The following is a 13,736-nucleotide window of genomic DNA, read 5'->3' on the forward strand; positions in this document are numbered from 1 at the left end:
GCGGCGTCGGTACGGTGGGCGCGTCGAGGGCTTACTCGGAGGGTTGGGGTACCTCGCACTTGACCTTCGGGTTGAGCCCGACGTAGTTCAGCGGACCGGCGACGATGGCCACGAGGGTGGTACCGGCCTCCGCGCAGTTGTCGTTGTCCCGGCTGAAGTAACCGCGCTGCCCCGCGGCCAGTACGCCGATGAGTACCCAGACGAGCAGGATTGCTCCGCCGATCGATCCGCCACGCATCTCCGCCTCCTGGATTCGAGAGCCCGTCCAGGGGCCGGCCGTCGCTGCGCGCTACGCCACCGGCCGTCCACCCGGTACGCCGGCAGTGATACCCGGCGCGACGGCACGCCGAAACGTGCCCGCACGCCGGGCGGCGGCGGCCCCGGTGGCGGGGCGGCTCGACCGCGGCCCCGGGGCGAGGGTCCGGCGTGGACCGCGCGGCGGGCGGGCCGTGCTCTCCGGGCGGGCGGCGACCGCCCCCTGCGGGAGATCGAAGCCGACTATCATCCCATGATCCAACGGGGATAAGGAGCGTCAATGCGTAGAAGTCGAATACTGTCCGGTGCCGTCGCGGCCCTCGCCGTGGCGACCGGCCTGCTGGTGCCCGCCGGGCCCGCGTCGGCCGCCGTGGTCAGCGGCGCCGTCTTCAACAACCCGGAGGTGCCGGCGCAGCAGTACGCCATCCGCGACCACGTGCGGTCGCTGATCCAGGGCGCCGCCGTGGGCTCGACCATCTCGATGGCCCTGTACCACTTCGAGGACACGAGCGTGGCGGCCGATCTGGCGGACGCCAAGACCCGCGGCGTGAGGGTCCGGGTGGTGCTGGACTACAGCTCGGCCAGCACGGCGGCGACCACGTCGCTGACGGCGGCGCTCGGTACCAACCGCGCCAACCCGTCCTGGCTCACGCTCTGCACCGCCAACGCCGCCTGCATCGGCAACCTCGGTACGCCGATCATGCACAACAAGTTCTACCTCTTCTCCAGCACGAACGGCTCGGCCAACGTGGTGGTGCAGAGCTCGGCGAACCTCACCGTCAGCAACGCCACCAAGTACTGGAACAACGCGGTGACGCTGGTCGGCAACACCGGGCTCTACAACGCGTACTTGGACTACTTCGACGACCTCGCCGCCAAGGCGAAGACGAACGACTACTACACCACGGTGGGCAGCGGCAACGCGAAGGCGTACTTCTTCCCCCGGGCCGGTACCACCGCCGACACCGACACGATCTACAACATGCTCAACGAGAACGTGACCTGCGAGGGCAACACCTCGACCGGTACCGAGACCGGCCGGACGATCATCCGGATCGGGATGTGGTACTTCAGCCGGGACGGCATCGCCCGCAAGCTGCGCGAGCTGGCCGACCAGAAGTGCTGGATTGAGGTGGTCTACACGACGCTGGACGCGGGGAGCCTGAGCTACCTCAGCGGGCACGACCGGATCGTGCTGTACCACATCGACGGCGACTACATCGTGCACTCGAAGTACATGCTGATCGAGGGCACGTACGCCGGTAAGAAGGACAGCAAGTGGGTGGTCACCGGCAGCCACAACTACAGCAACGCGGCGCTGCGGGAGAACGACGAGGCGATGGTACGCGTCGAGTCCGCCGCCATCCACGACCAGTACCGGAGCAACTTCTGGGCGATGCGCGCGGCCGCCTCGTCCTGACCCCGGCCCCTCCGCGATCTAGGGCAAATCCTCGTGAATAGAGATCAACTAACGGGGATTTGCCCTAGATCGACCGTCGGGCGGCGCGGCGGTCAGGCGGCGCGGCGGACGCTCGCGTGTGCCTGGCCGGGCGTGGGGGGAAGCAGCCGCAGCCGGGGCGGCTCGGGCGCGGCGGGCTCCTCGTCGAACCGGACGCGCCACCGGGAGGCCCCGTCGCGGCGTCCGGCCGGCGGCTCGCCCGGATCGAGGCCGCGCCGGGAGAGCGCCAGGATGATCACGTAACCGGCCAGCAGGAACCCGTGGCTGAGCAGCCGTACCGAGTCGACCCGGCCGGCGAGCACGTCGTTGACGGAGAGCAGGCCGAGGACCGCGACGAAGGCGGTCAGGGTCGGCAGGATGCCGCTGGGTCGGCTGCGGTGCAGGGCAACCCACACGAAACCGGCACCAACCGCCACATTCCAGGCGGCGGACTCGTGCCAGAGGTGGTTCGGGGCGCCGATCCCCGGGTGCACGTGTCCGCTGGTGAACCCGAGCACCTGGAGTAGGCCGAGGACGAGCTGGACCACGCCGAGCCCGCCGAGCCCGATCCGGAGCAGCGGGCGTACCCGTTCGCGTCGCCGGCGGGGGACGGCATCGAGCACCCGTTCGTCGACCCCGGGACCGGCGTCCACCAGGCCGGTACGGACCAGCCGGGTCACCGCGACCGCCTCGTCCCGCCACCGCCGGCACGAGGCGCAGCCGACCAGGTGCGCCTCCGCGTCGGCCCGCTCGACCGGATCGTCCTCACCATCGAGACCTGCCGATATTACTTCCCTGCATTGCTCACACCGCACACCGCAATAGTCGGATGCGCGCCCGGGAAAGTTCCCGGCGGGGTGGCGGTCGCCACGGGCCGCGACGACCCGATAGCCTTCGGGCATGCAGCAGATTTCGCCGGACGAAGCGGACATCACCGGATGGGCGCTCGCGGCGAAGACGGGTGACCGGACCGCGGCGGCCGCCTTCGTCCGGGCCACCCAGCACCACGTGTACCGCTTCCTCGCGCACCTGGTCAATGCCCAGGAGGCCGAGGACCTGGCCCAGGAGACCTACCTGCGGGCGATGCGCGCGCTGCCGCGGTTCGCCGCCCGCTCCTCGGCGAAGACCTGGCTGCTCGCCATCGCGCGCCGTGTCGCCGCCGATCATGTCCGGTCGGCCGCGGCCCGGCCCCGCACCGCCGTACTCAGCGACTGGGAGGCGGCGGCCGAGGCGGCGCAGGCCCGGCGCGGCGGCGGGTTCGAGGACGGGGTGCTGCTGCGGGAACTGCTCGACGCGCTGCCGGCCGACCGGCGGGAGGCGTTCGTCGCCACCCAGATCGTGGGGTTGAGCTACGCGGAGGCGGCCGAGGTCTGCGACTGCCCGGTGGGCACCATCCGCTCCCGGGTCGCCCGGGCCCGCGAGGACCTGGTGGTCGCCCTCGACGGGCGGGGGCGTGCCGGCCGAGGGCTGCGGGCCACCAGCTAGAACGCCCGGGCAGGCGCTGGTTTCGACGGGCGGGGCGCGCTGGCCGGGGTGGCGCCGCTGCCGCGCCGGCCGGAGGCTGCGGGCCACCGGCCACGCCGCCGGGCCCGCGCGGTGGCGGGCCGGCAAACGCGGCGGCAACCGGATCGGCCCCTCACGCGTGTCTCTACTATGGACGCTTCGACGGGTGGAACCCGGCTCCGGCCGGGCGGTGTGACCGCCGCTGGGCCAGCGCGACGTACATCCCGCTCGCCCTGGTTGGCTAGGGTTCAGGGCGTGACCGCCGTTCCCGTGGCGCCCCGACAGGCACCGTCGATCCCACGCCGACGGGTACCGTCGATCCCAGGCCGACGGGCGTCGTCGATCCTGTGCCGGCGGATGCTGTCGACCGTGTGCCGGGGAAGCAGGTGACCCAGACCGGCGGCGGTGCGCCGAGCCCCGAGGGGATCACCGGCGCGGGGGAGTTCGTCGCGGCGCTGCGCGACCTGCGGCAGTGGTCGGGACTGACCTACCGTCAGCTCGCCGCCCGGGCGCGGGGCGCCGGCGACGTCCTGCCGGTGAGCACGCTCGCCTCCATGCTCGGCCGGAGCACGCTGCCCCGGCGGGAGGTGGTCGCCGCCCTCGCCCGCGCGTGCGGGCTGCCCGAGTCCGAGGTACGGCACTGGACCGCGGCCCGGGACGCGCTGGCGCAGGCCGGCGGCCCGGCGCGTACCCCCGTCGCGCCGAACGCCCTGGCGGTGGTGCCCCAACAGCTTCCGGCCGACGTGCCCGGCTTCGTCGGGCGTACCGCGCAGCTGGCCGAACTCGACCGGTTGGGCCGCAACGGCACCGCCCCGATCGGCGTGATCTCGGGCATGGCGGGGGTCGGCAAGACCGCGCTCGCCGTGCACTGGGCGCACCGGGCGCGGGTCGGGTTCCCGGACGGCCAGCTCTACCTGAACCTCCGGGGGTACGGACCGGGGATGCCGCTCTCGACGGTGGAGGCGCTCCAGCACCTGATCATCGCCCTCGGCGTCGCGCCGCAGCAGGTACCGGCCGAGGAGCAGCAGGCGGCCGGACTGTTCCGTTCGCTCGCCACCGACCGGCGGCTGCTGGTACTGCTCGACAACGCCGCCTCGGCGGAGCAGGTACGCCCGCTGCTGCCCGGCGCGGCGGGCAGCGCGGTGGTGGTGACCAGCCGGGAGCGGCTCGTCGGGCTGACCGTACGCGACGGCGCGCACGGCATCGAGTTGCCGGAGCTGGGTCCGGAGCAGGCGGTCCAACTGCTCGCCCGGATCATGGGCGACGACCGGGTCGGGCGCGAGGGCGAGGCCGTCGACGAGCTGATCCGGATGTGCGGCCGGCTGCCGCTCGCGCTGCGGATCGCGGCGGCCACCATCAACCAGCGGTCGCGGTCACCGATCGCCGACTTCGTGCACCGGCTGCGCACCGGCGACCGGCTGGCCACCCTCGGCGTCCCCGGCGATCCGCAGTCCGCCCTCGACGTGGCGTTCGCGCACTCGTACGCGGGTCTGGAGCCCACGCCGCAGCGGCTCTTCCGGCTGCTGGGGCTGCTCCCGGTGGCGGCCTTCGACGCCCCGACCGTGGCCGCGCTCGCCGGCGTGACCGTGCCGCTCGCCGAGACGCTGCTGCACCGGCTCTGCGACAGCCACCTGGTGAACCGCCTCGACGACGACCGGTACGGCATGCACGACCTGCTCCGCGAGTACGCCGGCTCGCGCTGCGCCGAGGTCGAGCCGGCCGCCGAGCGGTCGGCGGCGCTGCGGCGGGCCTACGAGTCGTACCTGCACCACGCCGAGGCGGCCGCCCGTATCCTCTATCCCCAGCTCGCGCGCCTGCCGGTGCCGCCCTTCGAGGGGGTCGGGTTCGACTCGCCCGGCGACGCCGTACGGTGGCTGACCGCCGAGAGCGAGAACCTGATCGTGGTCGCGACCTCGGCCGCCCGGCAGGGGCCGGTGGAGGTGAGCTGGCTGCTCTCCTCCTCGCTGCGCGGCCACTTCATGTCCTGCCGGGACATGGGCGGCTGGCAGCGGGTGGCGCGCGCGGCGCTGGCGGCCGCGCAGACGCGGGGAAACCTGGCGGCGCAGGCCGCGTCGCACCTGAGCCTCGGGCTGGCTTACGTCAGCGTCGGCGACTACCACGCCGCGATCAAGCACTGCGAGCAGGCGCTGCGGCTCGGCGTCGAGGCCGGCTGGACGTCCGGCCGCACGGCGGCGCTGAACGCCCTCGGGGTGAGCCACTCCTACCTGGGCGAGGTCGAGCGGGCGGTGCGGTATCTCACCGAGTCGCTCGACGACGTGCCGCATCCGTCGACCGCGCCGGGCCAGGCCGCGATCAGGCGGAACAACCTGGGCGCGATCCACATCCTCCGCGGGCGGCTGGACCTGGCCGAGGAGCAGCTGCGGATGGCCCTCGACCAGCACACCGAGCAGAAGACCCGGCGCGGGGCGGCGTCGGCGCTGCTCAACCTCGGCGTGCTCCAGCACCACCGGGGCGATCTCGACGGCGCCCGGCGCCGGCTCACCACGGCGCGGGAGATCTACCAGGAGCTGCACGACGTCGAGGGGGAGGCGGCCACCCTGGCCCAGCTGGCCCGGGTGGAGTTCCTGCTCGGCCGCCCCGGGCCGGCGCTCGCGTACGCCCGTACCGCCGTCGCGGCGCTGCGCCGGGCCGGGGACGGGCACGCCGAGGCGCTGGCCCTGCACGCGCTGGCCGTCGTCCGGCAGGGGCTGGGCAACCATCGGCTCGCGCTCTGGTTGCAGCGGCGCGCGCTGCGGCTGGCCGAGGAGACGGGCAGCCGCCAGGCCACCGTGCTGGTGCAGCTCGGCGTCGCCGAGTCGTGCCTGGGGCTCGGCCGGCACCACCTGGCCGAGCACTACGCCCGGCAGGCGCTCTCGCTGGCCCTGCCGTCCGGGTACCGGCCGTTCGAGGCCACGGCGCTGCGGGTGCTCGCCCGGGTGGCGCTGGAGGCCGGCGACGTCGCCGCGGCGCGGCGGTGGATCGACGACGCGGTCGGACTGTACCGGGAGACGGACCACCGGCTGGAGCTGGCCGTCACGGAGGCGGTGCGCGACGCCATGGCCGCGCGCGTCCGCTGACCGCACCGGGTCGCGGGTCGGTCATCCTCGCGGGGGCTCCTGGGCCACCACGGACGGGAACCGGTCCGGGTCGGCGGCGCGCAGCAGGCCGTACCCGACGCCGGCGATGCCGGAGAAGAACCCGGCGATCTCGACACCGCGCGGCAGACCGAGGAGCCAGCCCCGCTCGTCGATGGTGTCCATGATCCCGCTGGCGTGCTGCCGGGCCAGCCGGTCCAACGTCGGGTCGGCGAGCTGCCGGGCGGCGAGCAGCAGCAGCTCCAGGCTGCCGAAGTCGCCGTGACACACGGACAGCCCGTACCCGAACCCCCGGTCGACCGTGGTCCGCACGGCGACGTCCAGCTCCGTGCGGAGCACCGGATCGTCCAGCACCGGCATGGTCAGCAGCTTGGCGATGCCGATTCCCGGCGCACCGTGGCACCAGGCCACCCGGTCGGTCGTCACGTCGCGCTCGGACTCGATCCGCACCGTGGCGGTCGGCTCGGCGGCCTGCCGTACGTCCCGCCAGTTGCCGATCGCCGGGTCGAACAGCTCCCGCTCGTAGCGGACGGCCCGCGCCGCCGCGTCCAGGTACCGCTCGTCGCCGAGCACCCGGGCGGCCGTCGCCAGGGCGGCGACGATCCCGGCCGTACCGTGCGCGAAGCCGGCCAGCGGCTGGCCGGCGAGCCCGTTCTCCCGCATCAGCCGGGGCAACCAGCTCGCGCCGGTGCCGTACGGCCGCTGGTTCGCCAGCAGGTGGTCCGCGGCCGACCGGATCAGGTCGAGGGTGCCGCCGGCGCCGTCCACCCGGTGGAGCCCGGCCAGCGCGAGCAGCGACCCGGCGGCCCCGTCGGTCACCGCGAACTCGGTGTCCTGCTCGATGGTGCGGCCGATCCGGGCGGCCAACGCGTGCGCCTCCCCGAGCAGTCGCGGGTCCGCCCAGAGCGCGCCCAGGTGGGTGAGGGCGTACACCATGCCGCCGAGTCCGCACAGGCCGCCGAAGTCGGCGGTCGCGGTGGGATGTACCCGGCGGAGCGCCCGGCGGCGAATCTGCCGTACGGCCGAGGCCGCCGCCTCCCGGGCCAGCCTCCGCAGGCCGTCGTCGCCGCTCGCCTCGGCGTGGTAGCCGAGGAAGAACGCGATGCTGAGCAGGCCGTCGTACATGCTCGGACTGAGCGCGCCGACCGACCAGACGCGCGGCCGGTTCCGGTGCGGGCCGACCCACAACGCCTCGCCGTCGGCGCGCACCGCGATCTCGGCCAGCCGCCGCGCCACGTCGGCCGCGCCGGCCAGCAGCCGCTCCGGCCCGGTCGTCCGCTCGGCCGGGCGGAACCTGTAGTACGTGTAGACCTGCGTCTCGCCGCGTTGGAGCGCGTTGGTGGCGATGCAGGAGCGCACGAGCCAGAGCTGCCGGGCCAGGTCGGCCTCGCTCAACCCGGCCAGGGTGGCCAGCGCCCGGTCGAGACCGGGCTCCAGCGGTACGTCGGGCAGCGGTGTTCCGGCGCTGTCGCGCAGCACCGTACCCCCGACGGTGGCCGAGAACGCCGGTACGTCGTTGCGCCACAGGTCACGACGTTCCGCCTCGACGACGCCGGCCAGCCCGGGGCGGTACACCGCGTCCCGCCAGAGCCAGTCGAAGTGCCGTTCCCGGTCCAGCCCCCGGGCGAGCACGTCCGGGTGGAACGACGTGTCGAGCAGCATCGCGTACGTCACCGTGTCCCGGATCAGGACCCGGACCTCGTCGCCGGCGAACGCGCGCAACACCTCGGCCACCTCGGCCCGGTGCCGCAGCAGGGCGCGGTACACCTCGGCGAAGCCGGCCGAGACGTCGTCGCCGTAGTCCAGCAGCCGCAGCTCCGCGTCCCCGGCCACCGGCCGGTGCGCGGGTGCGCCGAGGTCCTGCCGCCTGATCCGCATCCGCATCGTGTCGGTGCCCTCGGCGTCCAGGTAGGGCAGCCGCATGGGCGAGTGCTGGCCCGGGCTCCACCCCAGACCGCTGAGGTCCGCGTTGCCCTGCGCGGTCTGCCAGGCACCGGTGGGCAGCAGGCCGGCCTGCAGCACCGAGCCGGTGGTCAGCTCGGCGACGGCCCGTTCGGCGCCCGACTCGCCGACCATGGTCAGGCGCGGCAGGCCCGGCTCGAACAGCGTCTCCAGGTCCACCAGCACCGGCTGGTCGCCGACCGCGATCAGGTTCTCGCCGTGGAAGTCGGTGGCGCGCACCAGGTAGAGCAGCGCCAACAGGCCGCCCTGGCGACGGTAGAAGCGGCGGATCTCGGCGGCGTCGCGGCACGGCCGCCCGGTCACGAACTCCGCCCAGCCGTAGCCGCCCCGGTCCAGGCAGCGCGGGGCACGCAGACCCATCCCCTCGGTACGCGCGTTCACCCAGTCGAGCAGGCGCTGGAAGTGTACGTCCACGCCGACCGGCCGAGGCTTGTAGACCACCCGCAGCCCGCCGGCGAACCGCACCATCGCCACCGACTGGCCCCCGCGGTGGTGGTCGCCGAGGCCCGTCGTCACCTCCACCACCCGGCCGGGATCGGCCCCGCCCGCGAACTCCTCCGCCAGGGCGGGCAGGTCGGCCGCCACCCGGTCGAGCAACCGGGTCGTCTGGGTCAGCCAGGCTCGGCTGACCAGTACGAGCTGCCGGGCCAGCACCGGGTACCGGCACAGCAGCGACCAGCGTCGCGCCGGGTCGCGCAACTCGGCGAGGAAACCGTGCAGCCGCTCGGCGGGCGTACCGCCGGAGAGCCGGCCGCCGACCCGGGCGACGGCGAGTTCCAACAGCGTGGTGCGGCACAGCATCGCGTTGAGCCGGGGCAGCAGCCCGCCGGCCAGCAGGGCGGCCGGCAGCCCGGCCGGATCGGCGAACGTGCCCTCGCGCCCGGCCAGGTACCCGCCCAGCCGGCGCAGCATCACCGCGGCGATCGGCTCGGCGGCGGCCAGGAACGGGAACTCCGTCCCCCAACCGGCCGGGGCGTCGACCAGCTCGTTGTCCGGATCGGCGTACCAGCCGGCCAGCTCCCGCGCCCACGGCGGCACCGCCCCGCCGGCGTCCGGGTCGTCCTCCGCCGCGAGCAGCGCGGCGAGGGCGGGCTCGTCGAGTCCCGCCGCGGCGAGGCGGGTGGCCCAGAGCCACCCGCCCTCGGCGCTGTCCGGCCCGACCTGGTCGAACGAGACCGCCGTACGCCACTCCCGCAGCCGCTGCCGGGCGTCGTCACCGGGACCGGTGTCGTCCGCTCCGGCCGGCCCGCCCGGATCGGCGCGTCGAGGCCCGCCCCGCCGCTCCGAGATGGTCAGCGCCGCCGCGAACGCGGAATCCGCCGACGTGAGGTCAACAGGCACAGCACGCGGGACCGGTGCTGGCCGGCCCGGTGTTGCAGGGCGTCATGTACGTGCTGCACGCCTCGTACATCTCGACCAGCTCGGCCAGTTCGGCGTTCAGATCGCCGGCCGGGTGCGGCGGCAGGGCGGCGAGTTGCTCCGGGCTGAGCGTCGCGCGGAACCGCGGATCGGTCCAGGCGCGTACCACGTCCAGGGTGGGCATGGCGATCCTCTCGGTCGGCGTCCAGCCTCGCGCTGGACGACTGTCCATGGCTCGTAATCAACTGCATCGGCGCAGGTAAATCCATGCCCGCCGGTTGGTGATGTATGCCCGTGTATACGGACGCCACGTAGCGTCACCGATCGGGCCGTACCGCTCGAGCGCGCCGGGCACCGGACGGCCCGTTCATCCATCGGGGAAGGAGAACGGCGATGCGACGCATCGGTACGATCGGTGACCGGTTACTCAGCTTCTTCGTGCCCAAGGCGGTCGCCGGGGCCTGCTGTGACCAGGCATTCCAGTGCTGGCAGACCTCGTCGGGCTGCGGTCCTGGCAAGGTCCGGCAGTGCTGCTACGACTGCAACTGCCGGTCCAGCTGCGGCCCCTGCTACGTGGTCTGACCGTCGCGGCCGTGCCGGGCCACCCGGTCGCGGCACGGCCGCCCTCACCGGTGGGGATCCCCATGTCGTATCTCGCGCTCGGCTGCCGTGCCGCGTTGGCCCTGGTCTTCGGGGTCGCGGTGGTGGCGAAGCTGCGTGACTACCGCGGCTTCGTGGCAGCACTGGCCGCCATGCGGCTGCTGCCGGCGAACTGGTCCGGGGTGGTCGCGCCGGTGGCCGTCGCCGCCGAGGCGGCGGTGGCGGTCCTGCTCGGCTCGGGCTGGCGTCCGGTGCTGGCGTTCGGCGTCGCCGCGGCGCTGCTCGCGCTGCTCACCGGCGCGGTGACGATCGTCGTCGCGCGGGGTACGGCCGCCAGCTGCCGCTGCTTCGGCCGGGTCGAACGCCCGCTCGCGGTCCGCCACGTCGTGCGCAACATCCTGCTGGCGACGCTGGCCGGGACCGGGGCGGCGGCGACCCTGGGCGGCGCGGGAGCCGGGGTACCGCCCGCGGGCGCCGTCGTCGCGTTGCTCTCCGCCGGGGTCGCCGCCCTGCTCGTCACCACCGCCGACGACCTCGTGGAGCTGTTCACCCCCGGCCGTTGAGACACGGCCCGACCCAGCCCTGACCCATCGAGATCCGGGAGTTCCTTGATGCCGTACGTCGTCGCGGCCCTCGTCCTGGTCGGCATCGTCGCCGGCCTCAACCTGCTCCTCACCGTCGGCGTCATCCGGCGCCTGCGGGAGCACACCGAAACGCTCCGGCAGGTGCGGAGCGGGACCGGCTCATCCTTCCTGCCCGCCGGGTCCCCGCTGCCCGCGCTGACCGGCGTCACGACCGTCACCGGTACGCCCGTGGTGGCGCCCGCCGCCCTCGTCGCGTTCTTCTCCACCACGTGCGCCCCGTGCCGGGAGAAGCTGCCCTCGTTCCGCGACCACGTCCGGGCGGCGGCGGTGAACGGCTCCGACGTGCTCGTCGTCGTCGAGGGCGCGGCCGACGACGCGTCCGAGTTCGTCGCCGCCCTGCGCGACGTCGGCCAGGTCGTCGTGGAGCCGGAGTTGGGCCCGGTCGCGAAGTCGTTCGCGGTGAACGGCTTCCCCACCTTCTACGCGCTGGGCCCCGACGGTCGGGTCCTGGTCGGGACGCACGAGGTCGCGGAGCTGCCCGTGCCGGCCACCCCGTGACCGTCGCCGCCCCGAGCCGCGGAGCCGTCCGGCGAGCGGCCGCCGCGGCGGGGCTGGCCTGGAACGCCGGTGCCGGGATCACCTGCCTCGCCGCCGGGCTCGCCGTACTCGGCGGGGTCCTGCCGGTGGCGACGGCCGGGCTGATGGGGCGGGTGGTGGACGAGCTCGCAGGCGGGGAACCCTTCGGCGCGACCGTCGGCGCTCTCGTCGTGGTGGGCCTGCTCGCGGCGGTACTGCCCGCCGTCGAGCGGTACGCGCACGACGAACTGAACCGGCGCGCCCGGTTGCGGGCGCAGGACCGTCTGTACGCGGCCGTGAACTCCTTCACCGGCCTGGCCCGGTTCGAGCAGCCCGCCTTCCTGGACCGGTTGCGGCTGGCCGAGCAGTCCGGTGCGAACACGCCGAGGGAACTGCTGGTCACCGCGCTGGGCGTGGGCCAGACCGCCATCACGCTCGCCAGCTTCCTGGTCACGCTGGCGCTGCTGCTGCCCGGGCTGGCGGCCGTCGTGGTGGTCGCGGCGACACCGGGGCTGCTGGTCCGGTTGCGCCTCGGCGGCCGGGAGGCGGAACTCGCCGAGACGCTCAGCCCGGCGAGCCGCCGGCGGATGTTCTTCGCGACGCTGCTCACCGACCAGCAGGCCGCCAAGGAGATCCGGATCTTCGGGCTCGGCGGCTTCCTGCACGGCCGGATGCGCCGGGAGCTGGTCGGCATCAACTCGGCCGAGCGGCGGCTCGACCGGCGGACCCTGCTCGCCCAGGTCGCGCTCGCCGGTGGGTCGGCGGTGGTGGCGGGGTGGGGACTCTTCTGGGCGGTGAGCGCCGCCGCCGCCGGCCGGCTGAGCATCGGCAGCGTCGCCGTGGTCGTCGCCGCCGTCGCGGCCGTCCAGGCGGGACTCGGGACCCTGGCCGGTCACTTCGGCGCGCTCCGGGCGGCGCTGCGCCTCTTCGGTCACTACCTCGACGTGCTGGACCTGGATCCCGGGCTCCCGGCCGCGGCCGACCCCCGTCCGCTGCCCCGGCTGCGTCGCGGCATCGAACTGCGCGACGTGTGGTTCCGGTACGCCGAGGACCAGCCCTGGGTGCTGGCGGGGGTCGACCTCACCATCCCGGCCGGCGGCAGCCTGGCGCTGGTGGGCCTGAACGGCGCGGGAAAGAGCACCCTCGTCAAGCTCCTGTGCCGGCTGTACGACCCGCAGCGCGGCGCGATCCTCTGGGACGGGGTGGACCTCCGCGCGGTGGAGATAGCAGAGCTGCGGCGCCGGATCGGCGTGGTCTTCCAGGACTACATGGCCTTCGACCTGACCGCCGCCGAGAACATCGCACTCGGCGACCTCGACGCGGTCGACGACCGGGGGCGGGTGGTCGCGGCGGCCCGGTACGCGGGCGTCCACGAGACGGTCACGAAACTGGCCCACGGCTATGACACGCTGCTCAGCCGCCTGTTCGTGAGCGCCGCCGACGGAGCGGACCCGACCACCGGCGTGCTGCTGTCGGGCGGGCAGTGGCAGCGGCTCGCGCTGGCCCGTGCGCTGATGCGCGACGCGTGCGACCTCCTGATCCTGGACGAGCCCAGCTCGGGTCTGGACGCCGAGGCGGAGCACGACGTACACACCCGGTTGCGGCGGCACCGCACGGGCCGGACGAGTCTGTTGATCTCGCATCGGCTGAACACCGTACGCGAGGCGGACCGGATCGTGGTGCTCGCCGGCGGCGAGGTGGTCGAGTCGGGCGACCACGCGACCCTGATGGCGCTCGACGGTGCCTATGCCCGGCTGTTCCGGTTGCAGTCTCGCGGCTACGCCGACGGCGCCGGCGACCGGGACCGGTCCCGCGACTGCGCCGACGGCCTCGGCGGCGGGGACCGCACCGGCGGCCCGGACCCGGCCGCCAGTTCAGCGCTGTCCGGGTAGCCGGGCGACGACCACCCCCAGCAGCCGGTCGGCGGGGAAGAAGCCCCACTGCTTGGAGTCGTTGCTGTTCGGGTTGTCGCCGATGACGACGAGCGCGTCGGGCGGTACGACGTCGGCCTCCGCGGCCACCCGTACCCGCGCGGGCACCGGGTCGCCCGGCAGCGCGACCGCTCGTTTGACGTACCACTGCCGGTCGGGCAGCCGCTGGCCCGGTGGAGGCAGGTCCCGCCAGCCGCTGCCCGGCCGCGGGCGTTCGACCACCACGATGTCGCCGGTCCGGACCCGGGGCAGCCGCCGGCGCGCCACCAGCACCCGGTCACCGTCGTGCAGGGCGGGCGACATGCTGTTGCCCTCGACGGTCACCGCCACGAGGCGGCGGCGGGCCAGCACCGCCGTCCCCACCGCCCCGGCGAACGCGAGGGCAACTGCGCCGATCAGCACGAACACCCCGGGTCTGTCCGGCCCGTACCGG

General features: G+C 74.3%; 12 protein-coding genes. 7 read left to right on the top strand and 5 right to left on the bottom strand.

Annotation, left to right across the window (positions count from 1 at the left end; all coding sequences use genetic code 11):
- Positions 1-31 precede the first annotated feature (31 nt).
- Positions 32-238 (bottom strand): hypothetical protein, encoded by a 207-nt coding sequence (locus AB0J86_RS12740; RefSeq protein WP_363856443.1) that lies wholly within the window; start codon positions 236-238, stop codon positions 32-34.
- A 297-nt stretch (positions 239-535) separates the two neighbouring features.
- On the opposite strand from AB0J86_RS12740, the gene AB0J86_RS12745 reads away from it, so the two are divergent.
- On the top strand, positions 536-1,675 hold the full coding sequence (locus tag AB0J86_RS12745; RefSeq protein WP_363856445.1) for a phospholipase D-like domain-containing protein: 1,140 nt from the start codon (positions 536-538) through the stop codon (positions 1,673-1,675).
- Positions 1,676-1,767: 92 nt separating this feature from the next.
- Here the strand turns inward: AB0J86_RS12745 and AB0J86_RS12750 are convergent, their stop codons facing one another.
- Entirely contained in the window at positions 1,768-2,508 is a 741-nt protein-coding gene (locus AB0J86_RS12750) for a zf-HC2 domain-containing protein (protein WP_363856446.1), read from the bottom strand.
- A gap of 85 nt (positions 2,509-2,593) precedes the next feature.
- On the opposite strand from AB0J86_RS12750, the gene AB0J86_RS12755 reads away from it, so the two are divergent.
- On the top strand, positions 2,594-3,178 hold the full coding sequence (locus tag AB0J86_RS12755) for a sigma-70 family RNA polymerase sigma factor (RefSeq protein ID WP_363856448.1): 585 nt from the start codon (positions 2,594-2,596) through the stop codon (positions 3,176-3,178).
- 404 nt (positions 3,179-3,582) lie between these two features.
- Complete coding sequence (locus AB0J86_RS12760; RefSeq protein WP_363856450.1) at positions 3,583-6,273, top strand: tetratricopeptide repeat protein; 2,691 nt, start codon at positions 3,583-3,585, stop codon at positions 6,271-6,273.
- A gap of 21 nt (positions 6,274-6,294) precedes the next feature.
- Here AB0J86_RS12760 and AB0J86_RS12765 read toward each other — a convergent pair whose 3' ends face one another.
- Positions 6,295-9,594 carry a type 2 lanthipeptide synthetase LanM family protein gene (locus tag AB0J86_RS12765; RefSeq protein WP_363856451.1) on the bottom strand — a complete coding sequence of 1,100 codons (3,300 nt, stop codon included), beginning with the start codon at positions 9,592-9,594 and terminating at the stop codon, positions 6,295-6,297.
- Positions 9,584-9,796 carry a mersacidin/lichenicidin family type 2 lantibiotic gene (locus AB0J86_RS12770; protein WP_363856453.1) on the bottom strand — a complete coding sequence of 71 codons (213 nt, stop codon included), beginning with the start codon at positions 9,794-9,796 and terminating at the stop codon, positions 9,584-9,586. Before AB0J86_RS12770 ends, AB0J86_RS12765 begins: the two co-directional genes overlap by 11 nt.
- Positions 9,797-10,005: 209 nt before the next feature.
- Here AB0J86_RS12770 and AB0J86_RS12775 point away from each other — a divergent pair, with 209 nt between their 5' ends.
- The 4 genes from AB0J86_RS12775 to AB0J86_RS12790 all read left to right on the top strand — a co-directional run bounded on the left by AB0J86_RS12775 (position 10,006) and on the right by AB0J86_RS12790 (position 13,264).
- Positions 10,006-10,194: a hypothetical protein gene (locus AB0J86_RS12775; protein ID WP_363856455.1), complete on the top strand. Its 189-nt coding sequence runs from the start codon at positions 10,006-10,008 to the stop codon at positions 10,192-10,194.
- Positions 10,195-10,256: 62 nt separating this feature from the next.
- Positions 10,257-10,775: a MauE/DoxX family redox-associated membrane protein gene (locus AB0J86_RS12780; protein WP_363856457.1), complete on the top strand. Its 519-nt coding sequence runs from the start codon at positions 10,257-10,259 to the stop codon at positions 10,773-10,775.
- Between the two features lie 48 nt (positions 10,776-10,823).
- Positions 10,824-11,354, top strand: coding sequence for a hypothetical protein (locus AB0J86_RS12785; protein WP_363856458.1), 531 nt, complete (start codon positions 10,824-10,826; stop codon positions 11,352-11,354).
- Positions 11,351-13,264 carry an ABC transporter ATP-binding protein gene (locus AB0J86_RS12790; RefSeq protein WP_363856460.1) on the top strand — a complete coding sequence of 638 codons (1,914 nt, stop codon included), beginning with the start codon at positions 11,351-11,353 and terminating at the stop codon, positions 13,262-13,264. Before AB0J86_RS12785 ends, AB0J86_RS12790 begins: the two co-directional genes overlap by 4 nt.
- Here the strand turns inward: AB0J86_RS12790 and AB0J86_RS12795 are convergent.
- The gene (locus AB0J86_RS12795; protein WP_363856462.1) at positions 13,247-13,711 is read right to left on the bottom strand and encodes a S26 family signal peptidase; all 465 of its coding nucleotides are present in this window, start codon (positions 13,709-13,711) and stop codon (positions 13,247-13,249) included. The two genes, AB0J86_RS12790 and AB0J86_RS12795, sit on opposite strands and share 18 nt — an antisense overlap.
- Between the last annotated feature and the right edge of the window lie 25 nt (positions 13,712-13,736).

The organism is Micromonospora sp. NPDC049559, from assembly GCF_040676675.1.
In the GTDB taxonomy this organism is placed as follows: domain Bacteria; phylum Actinomycetota; class Actinomycetes; order Mycobacteriales; family Micromonosporaceae; genus JBFAPK01.

Coding starts and splice junctions, on each gene's coding strand:
- AB0J86_RS12740 (WP_363856443.1), bottom strand. CDS start 238: ATGCGTGGCGGATCGATCGGCGGAGCAATCCTGCTCGTCTGGGTACTC.
- AB0J86_RS12745 (WP_363856445.1), top strand. CDS start 536: ATGCGTAGAAGTCGAATACTGTCCGGTGCCGTCGCGGCCCTCGCCGTG.
- AB0J86_RS12755 (WP_363856448.1), top strand. CDS start 2,594: ATGCAGCAGATTTCGCCGGACGAAGCGGACATCACCGGATGGGCGCTC.
- AB0J86_RS12770 (WP_363856453.1), bottom strand. CDS start 9,796: ATGCCCACCCTGGACGTGGTACGCGCCTGGACCGATCCGCGGTTCCGC.
- AB0J86_RS12775 (WP_363856455.1), top strand. CDS start 10,006: ATGCGACGCATCGGTACGATCGGTGACCGGTTACTCAGCTTCTTCGTG.
- AB0J86_RS12780 (WP_363856457.1), top strand. CDS start 10,257: ATGTCGTATCTCGCGCTCGGCTGCCGTGCCGCGTTGGCCCTGGTCTTC.
- AB0J86_RS12785 (WP_363856458.1), top strand. CDS start 10,824: ATGCCGTACGTCGTCGCGGCCCTCGTCCTGGTCGGCATCGTCGCCGGC.